This window comes from Bradyrhizobium sp. LTSP885 (assembly GCF_000938305.1).
Classification (GTDB): Bacteria; Pseudomonadota; Alphaproteobacteria; order Rhizobiales; family Xanthobacteraceae; genus Bradyrhizobium.
Genome location: NZ_JYMT01000039.1, coordinates 132,976 through 154,436 on the forward strand (window position 1 = coordinate 132,976; position 21,461 = coordinate 154,436).

The following is a 21,461-nucleotide window of genomic DNA, read 5'->3' on the forward strand; positions in this document are numbered from 1 at the left end:
GCGTGGGGGAGTGATGTTCGGAATTTTGAGTCTTGGTTTTCTGCTCGGTCTTCAGCACGCGCTCGAGCCCGATCACATCGCGGCCGTGTCGAGCATTGCGGCGCGCCGCACCAGCATCAGTGACATCGTCAAGCACGGCCTGACCTGGGGGCTCGGTCACACGCTGACGCTGTTCGTATTCGCGGGCGCCGCGGTCCTGCTCGGACACGCGATTCCGGAATCGGTGGCGCAGCCGATCGAGACCGCGGTCGGCATCATGCTGGTCGGGCTCGGCGCGCATGTGCTGTGGCGGCTGTGGCGCGACCGCGTGCATTTCCACGCCCACGACCATGCCGATGGCACCATGCATGTCCACGCCCACAGCCATGCCGGGGATACTGTGCCGCACGCGCGCGCCGCGCATATCCATGCGCACGGCTTCCGCTGGCGCACGCTGCTGGTCGGCCTGATGCACGGCATGGCGGGCTCGGCGGCGCTTTTGGTGCTGACGGTGTCGCAGGCCCCGAGCCCGGTGACCGGGCTCGGCTATGTCGCGCTGTTCGGCGTCGGGTCGATGATCGGGATGGGCGTGCTGTCCAGCGTGATCGCGGTGCCGCTCGCGGCCTCCGCGCGCTGGCTGACCTGGGCCAATCGCGCGCTCCAGGTCGCGGTCGGCCTTGTCACCATCGCGATCGGCATCCACGCGATCATCGAGAACGCCTTCGCCTGACGCGTCGACACGTCGGGCATGGGCGTTAACGATTCCCGATCTTGTTCTCGCGCAATTGACCGAACGTTGATGCTTACGCGTTAGGCTTACCGGCAGTTCGACCGGCGGCCTTAACCCTTGCGCCGACGCCTTGGACTAGGTTGTGCCTGGAACAACGGGGCATTGCGTGAGATGCGTTTTGGCGTAGCACTGGCGATATTGGCTGCCATGAGCTCGACGGCCATGACTTCTACAGCATGGGCCGGCGGCGGCTTCGACATCGTCGTGCCCAATCGCCCGGGCGTCCCCATCATCATCAACGGCGTCGATGCCTCCTATGCCGTGATCGAAGGCGCAATCGGCCTCGGCCACAACGAGCCGATGCAGCCGACCGTCTATGGCGGGCGGTACATAGATCCGGAGCCGAATGTCGGCCATTACTATCCGAGCATGGGCCACATGCCCGGCTACGGCCGCCTCGAGATCGAGCCGCCGACCAACCGCCGCCTGCCGCAGCCGGCCGAGAGCTATCACCAGACATGGTCGGCGCAGTCGGCACCGCTGCCGGCCCAATCCAACGTTCCCGTCGATCCGCCACCGGTGATCTACGCACCGCAGTTCAACGGCAGGCCACCGGGAGGCCAGCGGCCGCCGCGGCCGAGAATTCCGCAATAAACGTCGAGAAGCCCAAGAAGCCCAAGAAGCCAAAAGAAACCTAAATCAACGAAAGACACCTACAGGAGAGAGTAATGCGTCAAATGATCACTGGACTGATTGCGGCCGTGGCCGTCATGGCGGCTGCGCCCGCGATGGCGTGCGGCTTCAACCCCTGCGGCGCGCCGGTCTATGCCCCGCCGGTCGTGAATTACTGCAACCCCTGCGGCGGCGGCGGCGTGGCGGCCGAGCGGCTGCCTGACCCGGACGAGGCCTACCCGGACCAGGCGCAGCAGTACTACTATGTCAACCAGGGCCCGACCTATACCGGTCCGGGCAACTGGGCGCCGCGTCCGTACTATCGTGAGGGCTATGGCCGCCCGTCTTATGGCTATCGCCACTATGGCTACGGCTATCGCCACCATGAGTACGGGTATCGCCACTACGGCTACGGCGCGTACCATCACTATCGCCCGTCATATCACCATCCGCACTACGGCTATCATGACGGCTACGCACCGCGTCACGCCTATGCGCCGCGCTACGCGCCCTATCACTACGGCCACCCCGTGCTGCGCCGCTACTACTGATCCTGTGATCGGTTGAAGAGCGCCCGTTCGCAATCCGCGAGCGGGCGTTTTTCTTTGGTGGTTGAGGAATTGAAGGGGACGCGCTGCCAAAATATCGAAAACAACCCCATGCAAAGTAGCCGGCGGCTGCGGGCGTTCGACGCGACAAGACTTGACATGTCGGGCAACTCAGCGGCATTATTCCATTATTCCGAAATCGTGCAAGCGCCCCCTCGGAGGTGGACAGAGTCCGCGGCGCCTATCTAGCTCATCAGCCCCAGCCGGCTGGCGCCGATATAGAGCGCGAGCACCGCGGCATTCGAGACATTGAGGCTCTTGATCTCGCCGGGCATGTCGAGGCGAGCGACGACGCTGCAGGTCTCGCGGGTCAATTGCCGCAAGCCCTTGCCCTCGGCGCCGAGCACCAGCGCGAGCGGCTGTTGCAATGCCACCTTGCCGAGATCCTCGGTGCCCTCGCTGTCGAGGCCGACGGTCATGAAGCCGAGGTCGTTCAATTCGTTCAGCGCACGCGCCAAATTCTGCACCGTCACCATCGGCACCAGCTCGAGCGCGCCGGAGGCGGATTTCGCCAGCACGCCCGTGGCCTCCGGGCTGTGCCGCGCCGTGGTGACGATCGCCTTCACCGCAAAGGCCGCGGCCGACCGCAGGATGGCGCCGACATTGTGCGGGTCGGTGATCTGGTCGAGCACCAGCACGATGCCTTCTTGTGCCAGCGTATCGATATCAGGCGAGGGCAGCGGATCGGCCTCCGCCAGCAGGCCCTGGTGCACGGCATCGGGGCCGAGCCTCTGGTCGATCTCGCTGGGGCGGACGATGTCCGGCGCGACCTTGGTGTCGATATTCTCGTCCGCGAGCCGCTTGGCGGCGTTCTCGGTGAGGTAAAGCTTGCGGATCTGGCGGTCCGGATTGGCAAGTGCGGCCGCCACCGTGTGCCAGCCATACAGAATCACCGGCCCGTCGGAACCGGATTCACGCTCCCGCCGACCAGGCGGGCGGCCGAATTTCCGCCCTTTTTCGAAGGGTTTAGGCCCGCCGCGGCGGAAATTGGACTTGCGGTCGCGATCGCTCATCTGAGGCTTGTCTCATGGCTCCCGAATATTGGCAATTTAACCCGCATTTAGGAGGCCGGCTTGGTTGACTTTGGCCGGTCCCTTCGACCATAAACGGCCCCGATCGCGCACCCGTAACCGGGCCTGCGCGGTTATCAGCGTCATCTTGATGACCCGGTCCGTCGCCACTCGTGCGGCCGGGATTTAGCGCTGTTGGACGGGGGAGTGTCCCGAGTGGCAAAGGGAGCTGACTGTAAATCAGCCGTCTTATGACTTCGAAGGTTCGAGTCCTTCTTCCCCCACCAGCCTTCGCTCGCTTCGCGAGCTACGGCTGGGCAAGCCCGGTAAGTCCATCATAGCGAAGTGAGCGAAGGCTGCCGCGCCATAGCCCGAAGGGCGAAGGCGGGCTGTATCCGCGAACCCCTCTCGCTCATCACCATAGCTCGCCGAACAAGGTGTATCGGCCATTGGCCCAGCTGCGCCCAATGCAACGCGGCGCAGCATCTGTCGAGGCGTCAGCGACCGGACGCGATCAATCAGTGCGCGCTGTCGCCGCGACCGTCGTCGTCATCGTAGAAGTCGTGGTCGCCGCCTGGCTTGAACTGGGGATCGACGCAGGCAAAGTTGCCCGCGTTATTGGTCATGCCGCTGCCCTTGTAGGTCGGAATCTGCGGATAAGGACACAGCGGTCGCGTGCCTCCGGTCGGGAAGTACATCGCGACCCGTGGGTCGAACGGCGCGCCAGGCGGGTAGGGGGAGGCCGTGTTGGTGTTCGCCGCCACGATGCGCTCCGGCGCGCTGCCCTTCTCGACCCAGTTCGTGATGGCGTTGAGCTCGTTTCCGGCGAAGTTGGTGGTGGCCGCGCCGCCGCCGCAATGAGCCATGTTCGGCACCATGAACAGACGCGCAAAATCCCCGGCATGGCCGCCCATCTGCTGGTTCATCTTGCGGTACCAGCGGGCGATCGCAGCACCAGAGAAGATGCCGTCATTGACCGACGATGAGACGATCAGCTTGCCGCCGCGCTGCCTGAACGGCCGCAGGTCGGTCGACACCGCCGCCATGAAATCCATCGAGCTCTCCGGATATGCCTGGGTCCGGGTGAATATCTTCGGCGCGTCGGTATCGAAGTTGAAATGGAACACGAACGCCTCCTGACCGGTCGGCCCGTTGACCGGCGTGACGACGGGAGGTGTCTGGAACACCATCGGGAGCGCACCTGCTCCGAGCGTCAGGTTGATCGCGGTGTTGACGTTTGGCACCGGTGCGGTGACGACGTTCCAAAAACCCCAGCCGGCGCCGGGCGCTGTCGGCGGCGTCCAGATGCCTGCGTCCCAGAACCAGTTCGAATAGAGCCGCTGGCCCCTCGAATTGACCGGGCCGGTGTAGATCTTCTTCAGCGCATCGACTTGCGCGCCGGTCAGGCAGGTGCCGCTATGCGGCGTGCTGCCGTGGGTGCCGGTGCCGCAGGTGTAGCTGGCGAGCGCCGGGTACACCTTCTTGGCCGTGCAGGCGTGGTAATTGTCGATGATGCCGTCGACCAACCCGTCGAGCGCATCGCAGGCGCTCAGGATTGCGGCCGAGGCCACCTCCATGTCCTGCGCGGGAAAGGTGCTCGGAACGAACGGCTGGCCGTTGATATCGGTGCTGGTGGCGAGCTTGCCCAACTGTTGCTCGTTCCAGGCCTCAGCAAGTCCTGCCTGCGGCAGGTTGAAGCCGGGATTTTGCGAAATCACGCCGTCGAACAGAAAGGGAAATTTCTGCGAGGCGACCATCGCGTCGCGGCCGCCATTCGAGCATCCCATGATGTAGGAATATTCGGTGTCGAGACTGTAATAATAGGAGATGATCTCTTTCGAGATGACAGCCGTCTTCTCGATGCCGTTATAGCCGTAGTCGCGGCGCGCCTGGGCGTCGATGGCGAAATGGGCCGAGCCTCCGGCATTCGCATCATCGTCCTGATAGCCGCCGACCGCATTGCTCGCGCTGTCTTCATGGCCGCCGTCATCGGCGGCGACCGCCCAGCCTTGTGTGAGCTCGACGCCGGCCGAGCCCTGCGGGTCGCTTTGCAGGCTGCCGTCGGTGCCGCCGCCGCCCATCATCTCGAACCGGCCGTGCCAGGTGTTTGGCAAATTGAGCGCAAAGCCGATGGCGTAGGTGAAATGATCGGGATCCTGCGTGCTGGTGCGCTTGCCGATGACGCCGACCACATTGCAATAGCCCGACTTCTGCACAGCGCTCAGGATTTGCGTGTTCGCCAGCTTGATGCCGGTGAGGCCGGTGCAGGATGAACGCGGGGCGACGCCGCCTGGCGGCAGCCCTTCCGATGCGTGTGCGCCGAGCGCCGCCCAGCCTGCAACAATCGTCGACGCCAGCAATAGTCGTTTCATGTCAGTCCCTCCCAGGTGATGAAGAGCGATTGCCAGACCAGCGGCGCGCCGCAGAGCTTCACGTCCTGCCGAACAGATCGCTGCGCACGTGTGGCGGCGCACGATGTCATCTCGCCGCGGCGCGTCACAACGCGCTCATCGGCGTCCACCCTTGATGGAGGCACGGACGTTATCTCCCTTGGACCGGCTCGTGTTGCGGCAGGTTTCCGCGATCCTTGCGCCGCGATGTTGTCTTGTCAACATGGATTCGAAATCGGACACTGCCACGCAACCTCTCGTGGCATTTGCAATTGCGAAGGCCGGCGCCGCTCTGCTTGCCGTGCGGGGGCGCCGGGATAGACTAAAGCGCTCGAATCCCCGATCTTCGGGGCGCAGGCTTGGGAAACTGGCTTGGGAAAGATTGATATCGATGGAGCCAGGGAAGGCAGGTGTCAGGAAGCGGCCCGCCAAGGGCCTGCGCCGCGCAGCACGCGTGGTGAAGTCGTCACGACATCAGCCGCGCGCGACGCAGGCGGAAAAGCCGGCGCGGGCAAAACCGTCGGCCTTGAAACCGCTGGCCTTGAAACCGTTGGCCTTGGGCGACCTGTCGCAATTGCTCGGCTATCGCCTCCGCCGGGCCCAGCTTTGGGTCTTCAAGGAATTCGGCCGGCAATTGTCTGCCTATGACGTCAGCCCGGCCCAGTTCTCCGTTCTCTGCGTGATTGACGCCAATCCCGGCATCAACCAGCTTGCGATTGCGCAACTGCTGTCGATCGAGCGGGCCGGATTGGGCCGGCTGGCCGATCATCTGGAGGGGCGCGGCCTGGTGCGGCGCACCGCCTCCGCGATCAACCGGCGCTATTACGTGCTCTCTCTGACCGACGAAGGCACAGCACTCTTGCGCCGGATCAGGCCCGCAGTGGCCGAAAGCGACAAGCGGCTCGCCGCCAAGATCGGACCGCGTGCCTACCGCGACTTGCAGCGGGCGTTGTCGATCTTTTTGCAGGAGAACTGAGGGCCGGGACGTGGCGAGCCGCATGATGGCCGGCGTTGGCGCTGAGGGCATCGTCGGAAATTGCTCGCCAGATGATAGTGAGAGCGCGTCGGACGGGCGATGGCTCGGGCGAATCGGACAGAAAACCTACTACGAAAATTGTACTAGGATATTTACATGGATAGGGAAATTCCGCGGGTCGAAGCCGTTAAGGTGGAAGTTCCGTCGTCATTGGTCGTCCGCTGGCGAGGGAGACGAGGCCGCGACGCTGTGAACTTGACCGGGTGGATTGCCACCGGTGGCGATATTCTTGCGCCACTCAAAGATGCTTCGACGTTCAGTCAAGCGCACGTTGCATCCTACGGATCGGCGGTCGCTTGGAATGACGAGGACCTCGCAATCGATGCCATGCATCTGAAGATGCTGGCTGATGAGCAGCGTCCATTCGGCAACGTTGAGATTCGTCGCTGGCAAGATCAGATGGGAATATCCAATGCTGAGGCCGCCGATCTGGTGAACGTCAGTCTCAGCACCTGGAATTCGTATCGTGCCGCGGGTACGGTGCCGGCACCCATTGGGATGTTGCTCCGGGCGATGCAGCGGGACCCGTTGATGATGCAGGCCCATCTGCGTCCGCGCACGGCGGGACGGCCAAGAAAGGCTGCGATGGGCTGAAATTCGCTCGATCGGAATGTCCGTGAGAATGTGAATTCACTTCCTCACTCCATCCGCGCGAACAGCTCCACCAGCGTTTCGCGCAGCCAGCGCTGGGCAGGTACGGTGTCGTTGCGCTGGTGCCAGAATAGGCTGACGACGCGCGGTGGCGCCTCGAGCGGAAGCGGCATCGCGCGCAGCGACGGGGCGTGTCGCGACTGGCCGCGCAGATCCCGCGGCAGCACGCCGATCAGGTCGGATTGGCGCACGATCTCGTAAGCCGCACCGTAATGATTGACGATGGAGACGAGGTTGCGCGACAGCCCGCGCGAGGCGAGGAACTGGTCGTAGGTCGGCAACGTCCGGCCGGCCAGGCTGACATCGACATGCTTGGCGTTCAGGAAGCTGCGCGTGCTCAGCCGCTTGCCGGCGGCCAACGGATGGTCCCGCCGCATGAAGCAGGCGTAGTCGACGGTCCAGAGCGAGCGCGAGCGGATCAGCGCCGGATGCTGCGCCTCGTTGACGTAGACGCTCAACACGCAATCGACCCGGTTGTCCTCGAGCTGATCGGCGATGCCGATGATGGTGTTGGGCACGGTGCGGATGCGCGCGTTGGGCGCGGCCTTGGCGAAACGGTTGAGGAGCCGCGGCATCACCAGCGAGGCGACGTAATCCGACATCGACAGGCTGAACTCGGTCTGGGCGCGCTCCGAATCGAAGACTTTCTCGTCGAGCGCGCCGCGCACGCTTTCCAGCGCTTCGCCGATCGGATCCCACAACGCCACGGCGCGTTGGGTGGGGCGGATCCCGGTGCCTGACCGCACGAACAATGGATCTCCGAGCGCGTCGCGCAATCGTGCCAGCGCGTTGCTGACCGCAGGCTGCGTCATCATCAGCGCGTTCGCGGCCCGCGTGACGCTGCCCTCGGTCATCAGCGCCTCGAAGACCTTCAGCAGGTTCAGGTCAAGCGTCCGGAATGACATCGGTGACATTCACACTGGTGATATATGAGATCATAACTATAAATTATTGGGATAATGGCGGTTTGTCTATTATCCCTCCGCGGGAGCACAAGTGCCCCGGGGAGCACAAGTGCCCCCGGGGAATACGGGCGCCGGGCCGTGGGGCAGGGGGATTTCAGATGTCGATGATATCGGCGCGCATCGAGCGCCTTCCGTTCGCACGTTTTCATATTCATCTGCTGCTGATGGGCGGCCTGGGCTACATGTTCGACGCGATGGACGCCGCCGTGCTGGCCTTTATCCTGCCGGTGCTCCGCACCGCCTGGAATCTCACGGCGGTCCAGACCGGCGTGCTCGGCAGCAGCACCTTTGTCGGCTTCCTGTTCGGCGCCCTGCTGGCCGGCACGCTCGGCGACCTGATCGGCCGCCGCGCGGTGATGATGTCGGCGCTCGCACTCTACTGTATGGCATCGGTGGTCAGCGCGACCGTGGATAGCTGGTCGTCGTTCTTCGCCGCCCGCGTGGTGGCGGGGATGGGCACCGGCGCCGAGAGCGCGATCATCGCGCCCTACCTTGCGGAGTTCGTGGCGCGGCGTTACCGCGGCAGTTTCACGGGCGCGCTGGCGGGCTTCTTCTCGTTCGGCTTTGTGGCAGCCGCCTTGCTCGGCTATTTCATCGTGCCGGCTTACGATAACGGCTGGCGCATCGTGCTAGTGATCACCGCCGTGCCTGTCGTCATGCTGCTGTGGTGGCGCAGGGCGCTGCCGGAATCGCCGCGCTGGCTGGAAAGCCGGGGACGGCTCAAGGAGGCCGAAGCGGTGCTCGACAGGGTCGAAGCGAGCTTCGCGCGCGCCGGCCATGTCCTGCCGCCGCCGGTCGTCGAGGTGACCGCGGCTCCGGCGCCAGCGGGAACGCTTGCGACCAATTTCGCGTCTCTGTTCGCCGGGCGGCAGGCCCGCATCACCACCATGACCTGGATCATGTGGCTGTCGATCACGTTCAGCTACTACTCTTTCTTCGTCTGGATTCCCGGCCTGCTGGTGCAGAACGGCATGAGCATCACGAAGAGCTTTGGCTATTCGCTGACGATGTATTGCGCGCAGGTGCCCGGCTATTTCAGCGCCGCCTGGTTCAACGAACGCATCGGCCGGCAGGCCACGATCGCCACCTACATGCTGCTCGGCGGCATCAGCGCGTTCGGCCTCGCCCTCGCCACCAGCGACGGAGAGATCATGCTGGCCGGCATCCTCTTGTCGTTCTTCATGAACGGCACTTATGCCGGCGTCTATGCCTACACGGCCGAGGTGTTTCCGACGCCGATCCGGACCACGGGGGCAGGGCTTGCGTCGGCGATCGGCCGCATCGGGGCGATCGTCTCGCCGATCCTGGTCGGCTACCTCTATCCGAATTTCGGCTTCGCCGGCGTGTTCGGCGTCACCACGACCGTGCTCCTGATCGGTGCATTGACCGTCGTGCTGATGGGCGTGCCGACACGCGGGCGCTCGCTGGAAGAGATCGCCGCGAGCGAAGCCGCATGACGCCGCACCGCAGGGACGCCAAGCCGCATGCCGATCCGCTGTTGTGCGACGTCGCGATCGCGCATGCCAGCGTCGATCAGCCGAACACGGTGTTCGCGGCGCTCGACGCCGCGTTGAGATCGGCGATCGGGCACAAACTGTTCACCATCCTGGCCTATGACGGCGTGACCGGCGAGGCCGCGCGGCTCTATTCCAATCTTCCCGAATCCTATCCGGCGGGCGGGCGCAAGCGGCTCGCGGCGGGACCGTGGACCGAGGCCGTGCTCGACCGGGGCGAGGCCTATATCGGCCGCACGCTTGACGATCTCGCTACGGTGTTCTCCGACCACGCGCTGATCGCCTCGCTCGGTTGCGCCAGTGTGCTCAACATGCCGGTGCGCTGGCGCGGCCGCACGCTCGGCTCGCTCAATCTCCTCCATGAAGCGGGCTGGTACGACGACGATGACGTCGCCGCCTGCCGCCCCTTTGCCCAACTCGCATTGCCGGCGTTGCTGACGCCGGCGGCGTTCTAACCCGACAGGACATCGCCAAGGACATCGTCATGCCCACAACGCTCTTCAAGAACGCCGCACTGCTCGATCCGCTTCAGCCCGAATTGCTGGAAGGGCATCACGTGCTGGTCGAGAATGATTTGATCAAGGAGGTTTCGGATCGGCCGCTGCAGGCGTCGGCGGATCGCACCATCGATCTGAAGGGCAAGACGCTGATGCCAGGCCTGATCGACCTGCATGTGCATGCTGTTGCTGTCGAGCTCGATCTGGCGGCGCAGGCGCGCATGGCGAACGTGCTGGTGACGCTGCGCTCGACCATGCTGCTGCGCGGCATGTTGAAGCGGGGCTTCACCACCGTCCGCGATGCCGGCGGCGCGGGTTACGCCCTCAAGCAGGCCATCGACACCGGCCTGACCGACGGTCCGCGGCTGTTCGTCTCCGGCCGCGCGCTGAGCCAGACCGGCGGGCATGGCGACGGACGCGCACGCTCGGACTATCTGGGCGACCCGACCTGCTCCTGCTGCGTGCGGGTCGGCGCGATCGCGCGCGTCGTCGACGGCGTCGATGCCTGCCGCAAGGCGGTCCGCGAGGAGCTGCAGATGGGCGCCGATCAGATCAAGATCATGGCGTCCGGCGGCGTTGCCTCGCCGACCGATCCGATCGGAGCGTTCGGCTATTCCGAGGACGAGATCCGCGCCATCGTCGCTGAAGCGCGGGCGCGCCAGACCTATGTGCTGGCCCATGCCTACACTGCCGAGGCGATCGAGCGCGCGGTGCGCTGCGGCGTGCGCACCATCGAGCACGGCAATCTGGTCGACCTTCCGACCGCGCGCCTGATGGCCGAGCAGGGCGCCTATGCGGTCCCAACGCTTGTCACCTATGAGGCGCTGGCGAGCGAGGGCGCCCAATACGGCCTGCCTGCCGCAAGCGTCGCCAAGGTCGCCGACGTGCGCGACGCCGGGCTGCGCTCGCTTGGCATCCTTCGCGAGGCCGGCGTGAAGATCGGGTTTGGCACCGATCTGCTTGGACCATCGCAGCGTCTGCAGAGCAACGAATTCCGGATCCGTGCCGAAGTGCTCGGTCCGCAGGCGGTGATCGCGAGCGCGACCATTGTCGGCGCCGAGGTGCTGCGCATGGAAGGCAAGCTCGGCCGCATCGCGCCCGAGGCCTTTGCCGATCTGTTGGTGGTCGAAGGCAATCCGCTGCGCGACGTCGCGTGCCTGCTCGGCCAGGGCGAGCACATTCCGCTCGTCATGAAGGCGGGCAAGGTCCAGGTCGACAGGCTGGCGGCGTAGCGGCCGAGGCTCACGGCAGCACGTCCGCCGGATGCTTGTCGCGATGCTCGACATATTCGACGCGGGTCGCCCGTCAGGGCGAGACCAGTGACAGGGCGAACAACGACAATAGCAGCGCGGGCGGCATCACCACGATGCCGAGCCGCAGGAAGCGGAGCGCGCCGACATGCTCGCCTTCGCGGCGCAGGGCGATCAGCCACAGGATGGTCGCAAGCGAGCCGGTCACCGAAAGGTTCGGACCGAGGTCGACCCCGATCAGGATCGCGCCGGTGACCTGATGTGACGCCTGTGCGGCCTGCGTGGTCGTCGCTGCGATCAGTCCCATCGGCAAATTGTTGATCAGGTTCGAGGCTGTTGCCGCGATGATGCCGGCGCTCCAGGCGGTGGCATGGGGCGAGGTGGCGGCCGCTTGCTTCAGCACATCGGCAAGCGCGGGCAGCACTCCGGTATGGTTGAGGCCCTCGACCAGGATGAAGAGGCCGGCCACCAGCGGCAGCACGGACCACGACACATCGCGCAGCACTGGCAGTGGCGACTTTCGCCCGAGCAGCAGCACGATCGCGGTGACGATGGCGCCGCAAGCAAAAGTGGGTAACCCGAGATCGCGGCCGAGCGCGGACGCGGCGAGCAGAACGATCGCGGTAGCTGCGATGCCGAAAGCCACGATCGCGGCGCCGCGCGTCAGGGCAATCGGGGTCTCGTCGCTGTCGACGCGGCCCGCGAGGCTGTTGCGCTGGCTGAAACGGAGCAGGGCAAAGGTCACGATGATCGCGACCGCTGACGGCAGCGCGAAGTAATGCAGCCATTCGAGCAGTGTCGGCATCCGCTCGCCGAACACGACGAGGTTGGCCGGGTTGGAGATCGGCAGCACGAAGCTCGCCGCGTTGGCGATGAACGCGCAGACGAACAGATAGGGCAGCGGCTCGACCTTGGCGGCGCGGGTGGCGGCATAGACCGCCGGCGTCAGCACCACCGCGGTGGCGTCGTTCGACAGGAAGATCGTCACCAACGTGCCGACGGCGTAGACGATCGCGAACAGTCGCGACGCCGAGTGGTGCGACCGCCGCACGGCCTGGACGGCAAGCCAATCGAACAGCCCTTCCTTGCGGGCGACCTCGGCGAGCAGCATCATTCCGATCAGGAAGAAGTAGACATCGACGCCTTTGCCGGCGGCCGCGATCGCATCGCGCCACGGTAGCAGGTCGAGGGCGACCAGCAGCACCGCGCCGGTCACCGCCCAGATGTACTCAGGCAAATTCCAGGGCCGGGCGACGACGCCGAGCGTGGCGAGGCCGGCGATGCCCCAGGTCGCGGTTGATGCGAACATCAAGCCGCTCCCGCGCCGGCAATAGCGATATCGCGTGGCGTCCGTTCGGATACGCCGGCGCAGGCCGGCTTGAGCAACGGGGCGAACAGCGTCCACAGGGTGACCGAGACCGCGGCGAAGGCACCGAGGATGACGAACATCGGGCCGTAGCCGAACTCCTGCGCGATCCAGCCGCCGGTCGCCGGGCTAAGCGACGCGCCGATGCCCTGAACCGTCATGACGGCACCCTGGCCGGCATTGACGCGACCGGTGCCGTTGAGAATTCGCGCCACCAGACCGGGCACCGCGACGCTCTGCAGACCTGCGCCGACGCCATCGAGGATCTGCACCGGGTAGACGCCCCATTTGTTGAGGAGCCACGCAGCAATCACGCCGCGGATCGGAAGCGCGGCGAACGACACCAGCAGCACCATCCAATAGCCTTCCTTCTCGGCCATCCGCATCGCGACGAGTGCGGTCAGGATCATCGTCCCCTGCGCAATCACGATGGTCATCGCGACGAAACTCGCAGGATCGGCGTGCTTGTCGGCGACGACAGCCAGTCCGTACAGCGGCAGCATCGCGGCGTTGCCGAGATGGAAGAACAGCAGCGCGGCAGCGAGGATGAGGAGCGGCTTCGACTCCACCAGCACCTTAAGCCCGCCGGCATGGCCTTTGTCCTTGTCCTGTTGCTCCAATCCGCGCGCAGCGTCATCGTCGATGGCCTCACTTGGGATCATCAGCACGGAGATGATCGAGAGCACGCCGAAGGCGGCCGCGAGCCAGAATACGGCCGTGAAGCCGTAGAGCCAACCGAGAAGGCCGGACAGGCCGGCGCCGACCATGTTGCCGGCGTGATTGAGCGCCTGGTTCTTGCCGTTCTGGCGATTGAATCCGGCCTGGCGGACGATACCGAGCGTGATGCCGGCAACCGCCGGACCGATCGCAGCACCCGCGATCGCGGTTGCGACCTGCGAGGCCGCGACCAGCCAGAATTGCTGCGACAGCAGCACGATGCCCGATGCGATGACGGTGCAAATGCCGGGGATGATGACGAACAGCTTCTTGCTGCGCGTGGCATCGATCAGCGCCCCTGCCGGCGTCGTCATCAGCATGCCGGCGACGCCGCCCGCGGTCATCACGGTGCCGATCCAGCCGCTCTGCCAGCCATGCGCGAGCAGGAACACGCCGAGGAACGGGCCGATGCCGGCCTGCATGTCCGCCATGAAGAAGTTCAGCGCCAGTAATGGCGTGAGCGCCTTTTGCTGGCGCGAATCATCTGTGGTCACGCGGATTCTCCCTGCGCCACGATCACGAACAGGCCCCAGTGCGGGCAAACCAACCGGCGATCGCGTGCGGAGAGAGCAGGGCGGATACCTTGTGTTGACGGAGGTGTGGCTAAAACGCACACGGTTTCCTATGGTTCCCGGAATCGAACGGCCTGCGCCGTCGGATATCATGGCTCGGCGTTCATGATCGGGTCATGTACCGTCGGCCATCGTCAGCTGAGGGCACCAATGCGGAGGAGTTTTCGGATGACCAGGGCCAAACAGCTTGCGACGTCGGCGCTCGCGGCCATCGCGCTCGTTGCAGCGTTGGGCACGCAGGCGAACGCCGCGCAGTGCGGCAACGGCCCGGGTGGCTTCGAGACCTGGAAGCGGCAGTTTGCCGAGGAAGCCGGCGCCAAGGGCGTCGGTCAGACTGCGATCGGCGCATTGATGGGCGCGAACTACGCCAGCGCGACGATTGCCGCCGACCGCAGCCAGCACAGTTTCAGCCTGTCGCTCGAGGCGTTCATGGCCAAGCGCGGTGCTGCGACCATCGTGGCGCGCGGCCGTTCGCTCAAGCAGTCGCAGGCGGCGCTGTTCGCCTCGATCCAGCAGCGCACTGGCGTGCCGCCGGGGCCGCTGATCGCGATCTGGGGCATGGAGACCGGCTTCGGCAGCCAGCGCGGCAACCAGAACATGCTGTCGTCGATCGCGACGCTTGCCTATGACTGCCGCCGTCCGGAGTTCTTCACCGAGCAGCTCTATGCCGCGCTGAAACTGATCGACCGCGGTTCGCTCTCGGGAGCCACGCGCGGCTCGATGCATGGCGAGGTCGGCCAGACCCAGTTCATGCCGAAGAACATCCTGGCCTACGGCACCGGCAATCTCGACGTCGCCGCCAATGCGCTGAGCTCGACGGCGAATTTCCTGCGCGCCAATGGCTGGCGCGCCGGCGCGGGCTATCAGCCCGGGGAACCCAACTTCGCCGCGATCGAGGCGTGGAACGCCGCGCAGGTCTACCAGAAGGCGATTGCCATCATGGGACGGCAGATCGACGGCCAGTAGGTTCCTTCACCGCTTGTTAACGCAACGGTGCCCAGATCGTCAGCGATGAAACGGAGCGGCCAGAGACGGGCGCCATGCTCAAGAACGGCACCTATGCGGCGTGGTTTCGGACGTCGCTCGCGGACGGCACAGGCGTCGTGCATGTGGCCGACGGCAAGCTGTGGGGCAGCGACAGCATCATGACCTATGACGGCACCGTCGAGGCCGATGGTGATCGCTTCTCCGTTGTTCTCACCGCCAAGCGGCACACCGCGGGGCACGCAACCGTGTTCGGCACCGACGACCTCGTGGTGCGGCTCGAGGGCGCCTGGAACGGCGCGATCGCGACCTGTACGGGACGGGCCGATGCGGTGCCCGATCTCGTCTTCGAGGTGACCCTGATCCCCAGTCACGAGGTGCCGCTCGCGCCGGAGGCGAACGAGCCGGCGCCGAAGTTCGACGCCAGCAAGTTTCCAAAGCTGCCGAGACTGCCCGGCGATCGCTGAGCGGCATTCTTCACTGCGCCGGCCGACACGAAAGACGTGCCTGTTGCGCGCGTCGATCCGGTCGGTTCGTGCTTCAGATGCCGCGGGGGCGCGCAGTCTCTGGAAACGGCGAGCCCGGAACATAGAGCTTGATGGCGCGGATCTCATAGACCACCGTCGGATTGACGCTGCGCAGATCTCGCGCGACCGCGATCGCCGCGTCCATATCGGCACAATCGATCATGTGGATGCCGAGCAACTGCTCCTTCGTTTCGGCGAACGGGCCATCGATCACCGTGCCGTGGCCGGGTCCGCGCAAAGTGCGGGCGTTGCGGGTATCGCCGAGCCGTGCGGCCGGGCCGAGTTGATCCTTCAGCCGTTCACGAACCGCCTGTACGCGTGCGAAGGCGGAGGCGTCCTCTTCGGCGGTCCATGACCTGGTCTCGGCTTCGACGTGGTAGGCCAGAATGGCATAAAGCATCGGCAACGCTCCTCCGTGTTGATGCGGCTGGTCAAAGGACGGGCCAAAGGCGGCCCAGCCGACATTTCATCCCTCACGGATCGAACAGTTTTTGTGTTGCGGCAAGCCCTCGCGAAACGGTCCGGAAACCCGATATCGCCCCTTCAGGCTTGAACGCCTGGGTTGATCTGCACGACTGATGGGCAGACGCGGCCACCGCGCAGGCTCAAACAGACTCTTGGAGAGCATCATGCCACGCAAGCCAGGGACCATCATCTGCGACGCCGAGAGAATGCCTGCATTGCAGGCCGCTGACTGGAACGAGGTTTCCGGCCATCACCGCTATTACGGCAGCACCGCCTTCAATGGCGGCGAGCGCCTTGTCGTGATGCGGCGCGGCTGGCTTCCGCGCTGGCTCCGCTTCTTCTTCCGGGCGGGTCACTGACCAAGCCGCAACAACGGCTGCGAATCACCGGGCCCGCGCAGCAAAAAACGCGGCGGGATTGCTCCCGCCGCGCCCTGTTATGTTGTCTCGCTGGTCCAGGGCTGAGAGCGCCCCGATGCCAGGCTCATAGCTCAAAGCCTAGCGGGCGATCCCAGCGAGGTGACAGCGCTTGAGTGAAGACACTGGATCACCTCCTTTCGTTGGTTACGGTAATTTCAATATAGACAGCGAATCTGCCGTTGTTAAGGCCACAAGTGGCCGTGCGGACGAGGGAACAGGGGTGGAATGCGCGGAAATGAGTGCCGTTCGCCGGGAATAAGACCTCCGCCGGGGCAGTTGAGACGGCCGCCCGGCCGTGTTAGGTGATCGCGCGACGCGGGTGTAGCTCAATGGTAGAGCAGCAGCCTTCCAAGCTGAATACGAGGGTTCGATTCCCTTCACCCGCTCCAATGTTTTCAGGCACTTATTGGATTCGTTAATTTCCATTCCGACAAGCTGGGCTGTTTCATTCCGACAAACGTTCACTTTTTGGCCGCCTGCTTGCGCCGCTTGATGCGCTTTATCTGCGCGTCCTGTTTAGCCTCGTCGTCATGGTGCAGGTAATGCGCCATCGCTTTAGTCGATGACCATTGGCCCTTCTTCATCAACTGCGTTTCCGTTAGGCCGGACGTGCTCGCTTCAGTGGTCCCGCCATGCCGGCCGAACGAAGTGAACGTCAGCTCAGGCCGCAGCCCCGCCGCCATGATGATCTTCTTCGAAATGCGCTCGACCTGCGTCAGCATCTCACCCTTGCCACCCCACGGCAGGCCACTGCCGTCTCGGCGCAGCATCAGGCCGCCGGTTGGCCGCAGCGCGTTCATGGCATCCAACTCAGCCATCAGCAGGGGATAGAGCGGCTTGCCTTTCTTATCGAACAGCGGCTCCCATGAGCCTGTGCTGGTCTTGTAGTTGATGACATAGACGTGGTTTGGACGGCTGTCTGGACGGTAGTGCTCGGCCATGAACCGTATGAAGATGTGAGCCTTGCGCTGGAGCCATTCCCAGCCGATCAGAACGCCCGTTGCCAATGACGGATAGCCCATCTCGATGGCTGTGGCGCGGAACGCCGCCAGCTCGGCAAAATTCGCATGCGGCGTTTCGCGCGATGTCGATCGCAGGCCCATCTTCTCGAACGGGTTTTTCGGCGGAAACATGTGAGGGTGCGCCCGCGAGATCGCGTTCCATGCGCCGCGCGCGGTTTTCATGGCGTGGTTGACAGTGGTACGGCGTTCGACCTTCTCGCCCTCCACATCTTTGTAGAGTAGCTTCTCAAACAGATCGTCCGCGAACGCCGTATCGATGCTCGACACCCGCCGCGTCCCTAGACGCCTGCCGTCCTGTAGCAAGTATTCGCAGATCATCTTGATGCCGGTTTCATGCACGCGGCATTGTCCGGGGCTCAACGGCTGCAGGCGCTTCGCGGTCTTCTGTTTCCACGTTCGGCGATACTCGTGAAACATCCAGTCCAGCGTTCCGATCACCACGCCGATACCGATCGGATTTGCATCTTCGCCGCCGCTTAGCCAGCTATCGAACGCGGGCAGCAATACCCTTTCGGCGCGTTGCACCGCCAAGTCATAATCGGTTCCCAGCGGTTCATTCTTGACCGGGCAACCGCTCTTGCGTGCCCACGTCGGCGCATCGAAAAAATATCCGACCCCGCCCTTCTTGAGGCGTTTGCGCCTTGTGTAGCGCGGCAAGGGTAGGGCAGATCGGCCAATTTTCACAGAAGCCTCCGCGACACTTCCGGATCATCTTCCGGGTCCATCGAGCGGTGTTTGTCCTCTTTGACTGTAACCGATATCCGTCCGTCAGGCCAAATATCAACGTTCGCGACGATGCCGCCACCTTCGATGACGCCCTTCACGGCGCGCTTTACATCGGCTTCGGTGAATTTGGCTTTCGACATTATTGTAGCGCAAATGATGAGGTTTCTAAGACTCATGCTTCATTTTTTGGCTGGATGCCTGCCGCGTTTGTGCGGATCACGCCAATCGAAATTCTGAGGTTGAGGCCCGTGCGTTCAAAGAATGCCTCCCGTGTCAACGAGGTGCTGCACCATCAAATCCGCTGAGCCTGTGTTTGGAAAGAACCCTTACTTCCTTATGCGGCAATTGGCGGTGATCGGGCGCAGATACGTCGATCTGGCGCAAGCAATCGAGTCGTTCTCACGAAAATGCAACCGGTAGCCGCCAAATACCGTCCATCCGGCATTGTGTGTTTTGTCGGGGGCGGTCCGCATCGTTGAGCAGGGCATGCAGCGCTAGCATGAGCCGATATTTCGGCGCTCAGCGGCTTTCATCGCTCATACTTTCTCGAAAGGATCTTCAGGCTCATAACCTGAAGGTCATAGGTTCAAATCCTATCCCCGCAACCAGACAACAAGCCCTTGAAAACAAATCGTTTTCAAGGGCCTATTGTTGACCCGATTTTGACCGAAAAATTCGTTCGTGGAAGCGTCGTGGAAGCGGCAGGAGGAAAGTCGCGGCGTAAAATCGACGGGACCGGCGCGACGTAATGACTCAATTGTGATCGGAGGCGCACTCCGAGAAATGCCATCGACGCCGCGATTTTGCGTCGGCTAGACATACCTGGGCTGACACTACGACGCCGCACGGTCGCATGATGCTGACCGTCTTGGGCAGCCAGCCTGTCAATCGGCGTTCAAATTTGACCCCGCATCGGCGTCCAATTTTGACCCCTTTGGGCGACGGGTTTTGGCGGTAGCGCTCGCGCCGTCGGAGCTGGTCGGGGTTGCGGAGACGGTGCGAGCGCGGGTTGCGTGATCGTCGTCGCGGCTCTTGAAGCGCCAACTGTCGTTGCCGGTCTCGACGATATCGCAATGGTGAGTCAGACGATCGAGCAGCGCGGTGGTCATCTTTGCGTCGCCAAATACGCTGGGCCATTCCCCGAAGGATAGGTTGGTGGTGACGACGATCGACGTGCGCTCGTAGAGCCGGCTGACGAGATGGAACAGTAGCTGGCCGCCGGATTGAGCAAACGGAAGGTAGCCGAGTTCGTCGAGGACAATGAAGTCCATCCGGGTCAGATGCTCGGCGATGCGACCCTGCCGTCCATTGCGGGTCTCGATCTCCAGGCGATTGACGAGGTCGACTACGTTGTAGAAGCGGCCGCGGGCACCAGATCGGATGCAGCTTCTGGCGATGGCGATGGCCATATGTGTTTTGCCGGTGCCGGTACCGCCGACCAGGACGGCGTTACGTTGCTGGGCGATGAAGCCGCCGCCGGCGAGATCATTGACCAGCGTCTGGTTGATAGGAGTGCCCTCGAACTGGAAGTCCTCAAGGTCCTTGGCCAGCGGCAGTTTGGCGATGGTGAGCTGGTACTTGATCGAGCGCGCCTGCTTCTCGTTGATCTCGGCGTTGAGCAGGTCGCCGACAATGCGTTGAGGTTCGTGCTGGCGTTTGACAGCGGTCGCCATGATCTCATCGAAGGCGGCCTTCATGCCGTAGAGCTTGAGCTCGCTCATGAGGTCGAACAGTTGAGTACGTTCCATCAGATGGTTCTCCTGAGGTTGTCGTAACGGGCACAGTCGGCGATCGGGGCATGGCGCAATGTCAGCGCAGCCGGGGTGAGGATGTTGGCCGGTGGCGCAGGATCACGCTGGCGGGCCAGGATGTTGAGCACGACATCGGCGGAATGAACGCCGTGAGTGATCGCCTCGGCGCAGGCGGCTTCGACGGCCGGCAAGCCGTCGGTCAGAACTGCGTTGAGGATGTCGACCATCTGCCGATTGCCATCGTCGGCGCTGGCGAGCTTGCGCCGTACACGTTCGATCGCGGCCGGCAGTACCCAGTCCTTGAAGGGAGCGCCGTTGCGCAAGGCACCGGGTTTGCGAGCCAGCACCGGCACGTAATGCCAGGGATCGTAGACGGTATCGCCGCGGCCGAACGAGCGAGCATGCTCGGCAACGATGCGCCCGTCCTGGCGGATCACAATGCGGTCGGCGTAGGCGTGAACCTCGACAGGCCGCCCGACAGCGCTGGCCGTGACCGAGTATTTGTTGTTGTCGAAACGCACCAGACAGGTCTTCGAGACCGACGCCGGCACCGCGTGGAATCCGTCGAACCGGCCGGCATAGGGAACGAGCTTCGGTCGCTCAGCTTCGAACACCTCCCAGACCGTCTGTTCGATCAGTTCCGGATGCCGGTGCGCTTTGGCGTAGGCGATGCACTTGTCCAACAGCCACGCGTTCAACTCGTTGAGGGTTTTGAACCGCAGCCGTGGCGTGAAGAAGCGCTCCCGGACAAGTCCGACCTGGTTCTCGACCTGACCCTTCTCCCAGCCCGACGCTGGCGTGCAGGCAACCGGATCGACCAGGTAGTGGCTGCACATCTGCATGAAGCGGCGATTGTAGAGACGCCCTTTGCCGACGAAGATGGTCTCCACCGCCGTCTTCATGTTGTCGTAGATGCCGCGTCCGCAGGTGCCCTTGAACAGAGCAAATGCCCGGTCGTGGGCGTCGAACACCATCTCCTGTGTCTCGCGCGGATAGCACCGCACAAACAGCATCCGGCTGTGACAGAGCCGGACATGGGCGGCCTTCACGATCACCGTTACGCCATTGAGCAGGACGACCTCGTGGCTCCAGTCGAACTGATAGGCTTCCCCAGGCGCAAAGCTCAGCGGGACATAGGCTGCAGCCGTCGATTGCCCACGCTCTTGGCTCCACCGCCTGGCGTAACGCCGAACGGTATCGTAACCGCCATCATAGCCGCGCCCGCGCAGCTCTTCGAAGATCCGGATCAACGTCAACTGTTCGCGAGCAGCCTTAGCTGCGTTCCCCGCAAGCAATCCGTCGAGCTCCGCTGCCCATCGTCCCAGCTTCGGCCGCGGTTGGACAACACGCTCGTACTCGAATGAGGTCTCTCCCGACCTCAGCACCTTCCGGACCGTGTTCCGCGACACCTTCAGGTCCCGGGCGATCTCCTTGATCGTCTTGCCCTTGATGAAGTGTTCGCGCCGTATCCGGGCAATTGTCTCCACGACCAGCATCCCCGACCACCTGCTTCATTACAAAGCAGGCAGCGCAACAGACCAACCTGTAGGGGGTCAATTTTGGACGCCGATCCCCCGGCTTAGGGGGTCAATATTGCAGGCCGAATGACA

General features: G+C 63.8%; 20 protein-coding genes, 2 tRNA genes and 1 pseudogene. 13 read left to right on the top strand and 10 right to left on the bottom strand.

Annotated features, from left to right (window positions below):
- The first annotated feature begins 13 nt into the window (after positions 1-13).
- The 3 genes from UP09_RS27055 (at position 14) to UP09_RS27065 (ending at position 1,932) form a co-directional block, all read left to right on the top strand.
- A complete protein-coding gene (locus UP09_RS27055; RefSeq protein WP_044541366.1) occupies positions 14-709 on the top strand; it encodes a HoxN/HupN/NixA family nickel/cobalt transporter in 696 nt (231 codons plus the stop codon).
- A gap of 171 nt (positions 710-880) precedes the next feature.
- Complete coding sequence (locus tag UP09_RS27060) at positions 881-1,363, top strand: hypothetical protein (protein WP_044541367.1); 483 nt, start codon at positions 881-883, stop codon at positions 1,361-1,363.
- 74 nt (positions 1,364-1,437) lie between these two features.
- Positions 1,438-1,932 (top strand): hypothetical protein, encoded by a 495-nt coding sequence (locus UP09_RS27065; RefSeq protein WP_044541368.1) that lies wholly within the window; start codon positions 1,438-1,440, stop codon positions 1,930-1,932.
- A gap of 242 nt (positions 1,933-2,174) precedes the next feature.
- Here the strand turns inward: UP09_RS27065 and rlmB are convergent, their stop codons facing one another.
- Complete coding sequence (gene rlmB, locus UP09_RS27070) at positions 2,175-3,002, bottom strand: 23S rRNA (guanosine(2251)-2'-O)-methyltransferase RlmB (RefSeq protein WP_044541369.1); 828 nt, start codon at positions 3,000-3,002, stop codon at positions 2,175-2,177.
- Positions 3,003-3,200: 198 nt separating this feature from the next.
- Between rlmB and UP09_RS27075 the strand changes: the two genes are divergently transcribed.
- Positions 3,201-3,286: transfer RNA gene (locus UP09_RS27075), tRNA-Tyr, on the top strand.
- Positions 3,287-3,517: 231 nt separating this feature from the next.
- Here UP09_RS27075 and UP09_RS27080 read toward each other — a convergent pair.
- Positions 3,518-5,371, bottom strand: a complete 1,854-nt coding sequence (locus UP09_RS27080; protein WP_044541370.1) for a tannase/feruloyl esterase family alpha/beta hydrolase — start codon at positions 5,369-5,371, stop codon at positions 3,518-3,520.
- A gap of 409 nt (positions 5,372-5,780) precedes the next feature.
- On the opposite strand from UP09_RS27080, the gene UP09_RS27085 reads away from it, so the two are divergent.
- Both UP09_RS27085 and UP09_RS27090 read left to right on the top strand, forming a co-directional pair.
- Positions 5,781-6,365, top strand: a complete 585-nt coding sequence (locus UP09_RS27085) for a MarR family winged helix-turn-helix transcriptional regulator (RefSeq protein ID WP_052833226.1) — start codon at positions 5,781-5,783, stop codon at positions 6,363-6,365.
- 156 nt (positions 6,366-6,521) lie between these two features.
- On the top strand, positions 6,522-7,019 hold the full coding sequence (locus UP09_RS27090) for a hypothetical protein (RefSeq protein ID WP_044541372.1): 498 nt from the start codon (positions 6,522-6,524) through the stop codon (positions 7,017-7,019).
- A 44-nt stretch (positions 7,020-7,063) separates the two neighbouring features.
- On the opposite strand, the gene UP09_RS27095 is transcribed toward UP09_RS27090, so the two are convergent.
- Positions 7,064-7,990, bottom strand: coding sequence for a LysR family transcriptional regulator (locus UP09_RS27095; RefSeq protein WP_197082747.1), 927 nt, complete (start codon positions 7,988-7,990; stop codon positions 7,064-7,066).
- Between the two features lie 149 nt (positions 7,991-8,139).
- Between UP09_RS27095 and UP09_RS27100 the strand changes: the two genes are divergently transcribed.
- From UP09_RS27100 to UP09_RS27110, 3 genes are read left to right on the top strand one after another with little or no spacing between them, the layout of a single operon-like run.
- Positions 8,140-9,498 carry an MFS transporter gene (locus UP09_RS27100; RefSeq protein WP_044541374.1) on the top strand — a complete coding sequence of 453 codons (1,359 nt, stop codon included), beginning with the start codon at positions 8,140-8,142 and terminating at the stop codon, positions 9,496-9,498.
- Positions 9,495-10,010: a GAF domain-containing protein gene (locus tag UP09_RS27105; protein ID WP_044541375.1), complete on the top strand. Its 516-nt coding sequence runs from the start codon at positions 9,495-9,497 to the stop codon at positions 10,008-10,010. The genes UP09_RS27100 and UP09_RS27105 overlap by 4 nt, the downstream gene beginning before the upstream one ends.
- Positions 10,011-10,039: 29 nt before the next feature.
- Positions 10,040-11,284 (top strand): metal-dependent hydrolase family protein, encoded by a 1,245-nt coding sequence (locus UP09_RS27110; protein ID WP_044541376.1) that lies wholly within the window; start codon positions 10,040-10,042, stop codon positions 11,282-11,284.
- A 73-nt stretch (positions 11,285-11,357) separates the two neighbouring features.
- Here UP09_RS27110 and UP09_RS27115 read toward each other — a convergent pair whose 3' ends face one another.
- Positions 11,358-12,611, bottom strand: a complete 1,254-nt coding sequence (locus UP09_RS27115; RefSeq protein ID WP_044541377.1) for an arsenic transporter — start codon at positions 12,609-12,611, stop codon at positions 11,358-11,360.
- Positions 12,611-13,816, bottom strand: a complete 1,206-nt coding sequence (locus UP09_RS27120; RefSeq protein ID WP_082070306.1) for an MFS transporter — start codon at positions 13,814-13,816, stop codon at positions 12,611-12,613. Before UP09_RS27120 ends, UP09_RS27115 begins: the two co-directional genes overlap by 1 nt.
- A 309-nt stretch (positions 13,817-14,125) precedes the next feature.
- Between UP09_RS27120 and UP09_RS27125 the strand changes: the two genes are divergently transcribed.
- Together UP09_RS27125 and UP09_RS27130 are read left to right on the top strand one after the other, a co-directional pair.
- Positions 14,126-14,923, top strand: coding sequence for a lytic murein transglycosylase (locus tag UP09_RS27125; RefSeq protein ID WP_044541379.1), 798 nt, complete (start codon positions 14,126-14,128; stop codon positions 14,921-14,923).
- 74 nt (positions 14,924-14,997) lie between these two features.
- The gene (locus tag UP09_RS27130) at positions 14,998-15,408 is read left to right on the top strand and encodes a hypothetical protein (protein WP_044541380.1); all 411 of its coding nucleotides are present in this window, start codon (positions 14,998-15,000) and stop codon (positions 15,406-15,408) included.
- Between the two features lie 73 nt (positions 15,409-15,481).
- On the opposite strand, the gene UP09_RS27135 is transcribed toward UP09_RS27130, so the two are convergent.
- Positions 15,482-15,868 (bottom strand): YciI family protein, encoded by a 387-nt coding sequence (locus UP09_RS27135; protein WP_044541381.1) that lies wholly within the window; start codon positions 15,866-15,868, stop codon positions 15,482-15,484.
- Positions 15,869-16,097: 229 nt separating this feature from the next.
- On the opposite strand from UP09_RS27135, the gene UP09_RS27140 reads away from it, so the two are divergent.
- Both UP09_RS27140 and UP09_RS27145 read left to right on the top strand, forming a co-directional pair.
- Positions 16,098-16,292 (top strand): hypothetical protein, encoded by a 195-nt coding sequence (locus tag UP09_RS27140; RefSeq protein WP_044541419.1) that lies wholly within the window; start codon positions 16,098-16,100, stop codon positions 16,290-16,292.
- A 375-nt stretch (positions 16,293-16,667) separates the two neighbouring features.
- Positions 16,668-16,741 (top strand) — tRNA-Gly (locus UP09_RS27145).
- A 72-nt stretch (positions 16,742-16,813) separates the two neighbouring features.
- On the opposite strand, the gene UP09_RS27150 is transcribed toward UP09_RS27145, so the two are convergent.
- The 4 genes and pseudogenes from UP09_RS27150 to istA all read right to left on the bottom strand — a co-directional run bounded on the left by UP09_RS27150 (position 16,814) and on the right by istA (position 21,347).
- Positions 16,814-18,058, bottom strand: coding sequence for a site-specific integrase (locus tag UP09_RS27150; RefSeq protein ID WP_245302233.1), 1,245 nt, complete (start codon positions 18,056-18,058; stop codon positions 16,814-16,816).
- Entirely contained in the window at positions 18,055-18,240 is a 186-nt protein-coding gene (locus UP09_RS27155) for a hypothetical protein (RefSeq protein ID WP_044541382.1), read from the bottom strand. Before UP09_RS27155 ends, UP09_RS27150 begins: the two co-directional genes overlap by 4 nt.
- A gap of 744 nt (positions 18,241-18,984) precedes the next feature.
- Complete coding sequence (istB, locus tag UP09_RS27160) at positions 18,985-19,848, bottom strand: IS21-like element helper ATPase IstB (RefSeq protein ID WP_044536175.1); 864 nt, start codon at positions 19,846-19,848, stop codon at positions 18,985-18,987.
- A pseudogene (gene istA / locus UP09_RS27165) lies at positions 19,778-21,347 on the bottom strand (IS21 family transposase). The gene istB and the pseudogene istA overlap by 71 nt, the downstream one beginning before the upstream one ends.
- Positions 21,348-21,461: the final 114 nt, after the last annotated feature.

Bases quoted from the DNA above. Each gene is read 5' to 3' on its own strand.
- UP09_RS27055 (WP_044541366.1), top strand. From the start codon at position 14: ATGTTCGGAATTTTGAGTCTTGGTTTTCTGCTCGGTCTTCAGCACGCG.
- UP09_RS27060 (WP_044541367.1), top strand. From the start codon at position 881: ATGCGTTTTGGCGTAGCACTGGCGATATTGGCTGCCATGAGCTCGACG.
- UP09_RS27065 (WP_044541368.1), top strand. From the start codon at position 1,438: ATGCGTCAAATGATCACTGGACTGATTGCGGCCGTGGCCGTCATGGCG.
- rlmB (WP_044541369.1), bottom strand. From the start codon at position 3,002: ATGAGCGATCGCGACCGCAAGTCCAATTTCCGCCGCGGCGGGCCTAAA.
- UP09_RS27080 (WP_044541370.1), bottom strand. From the start codon at position 5,371: ATGAAACGACTATTGCTGGCGTCGACGATTGTTGCAGGCTGGGCGGCG.
- UP09_RS27085 (WP_052833226.1), top strand. From the start codon at position 5,781: ATGGAGCCAGGGAAGGCAGGTGTCAGGAAGCGGCCCGCCAAGGGCCTG.
- UP09_RS27090 (WP_044541372.1), top strand. From the start codon at position 6,522: ATGGATAGGGAAATTCCGCGGGTCGAAGCCGTTAAGGTGGAAGTTCCG.
- UP09_RS27095 (WP_197082747.1), bottom strand. From the start codon at position 7,990: ATGTCACCGATGTCATTCCGGACGCTTGACCTGAACCTGCTGAAGGTC.
- UP09_RS27100 (WP_044541374.1), top strand. From the start codon at position 8,140: ATGTCGATGATATCGGCGCGCATCGAGCGCCTTCCGTTCGCACGTTTT.
- UP09_RS27105 (WP_044541375.1), top strand. From the start codon at position 9,495: ATGACGCCGCACCGCAGGGACGCCAAGCCGCATGCCGATCCGCTGTTG.
- UP09_RS27110 (WP_044541376.1), top strand. From the start codon at position 10,040: ATGCCCACAACGCTCTTCAAGAACGCCGCACTGCTCGATCCGCTTCAG.
- UP09_RS27115 (WP_044541377.1), bottom strand. From the start codon at position 12,611: ATGTTCGCATCAACCGCGACCTGGGGCATCGCCGGCCTCGCCACGCTC.
- UP09_RS27120 (WP_082070306.1), bottom strand. From the start codon at position 13,816: ATGGCGGACATGCAGGCCGGCATCGGCCCGTTCCTCGGCGTGTTCCTG.
- UP09_RS27125 (WP_044541379.1), top strand. From the start codon at position 14,126: ATGACCAGGGCCAAACAGCTTGCGACGTCGGCGCTCGCGGCCATCGCG.
- UP09_RS27130 (WP_044541380.1), top strand. From the start codon at position 14,998: ATGCTCAAGAACGGCACCTATGCGGCGTGGTTTCGGACGTCGCTCGCG.
- UP09_RS27135 (WP_044541381.1), bottom strand. From the start codon at position 15,868: ATGCTTTATGCCATTCTGGCCTACCACGTCGAAGCCGAGACCAGGTCA.
- UP09_RS27140 (WP_044541419.1), top strand. From the start codon at position 16,098: ATGCCACGCAAGCCAGGGACCATCATCTGCGACGCCGAGAGAATGCCT.
- UP09_RS27155 (WP_044541382.1), bottom strand. From the start codon at position 18,240: ATGTCGAAAGCCAAATTCACCGAAGCCGATGTAAAGCGCGCCGTGAAG.
- istB (WP_044536175.1), bottom strand. From the start codon at position 19,848: ATGGAACGTACTCAACTGTTCGACCTCATGAGCGAGCTCAAGCTCTAC.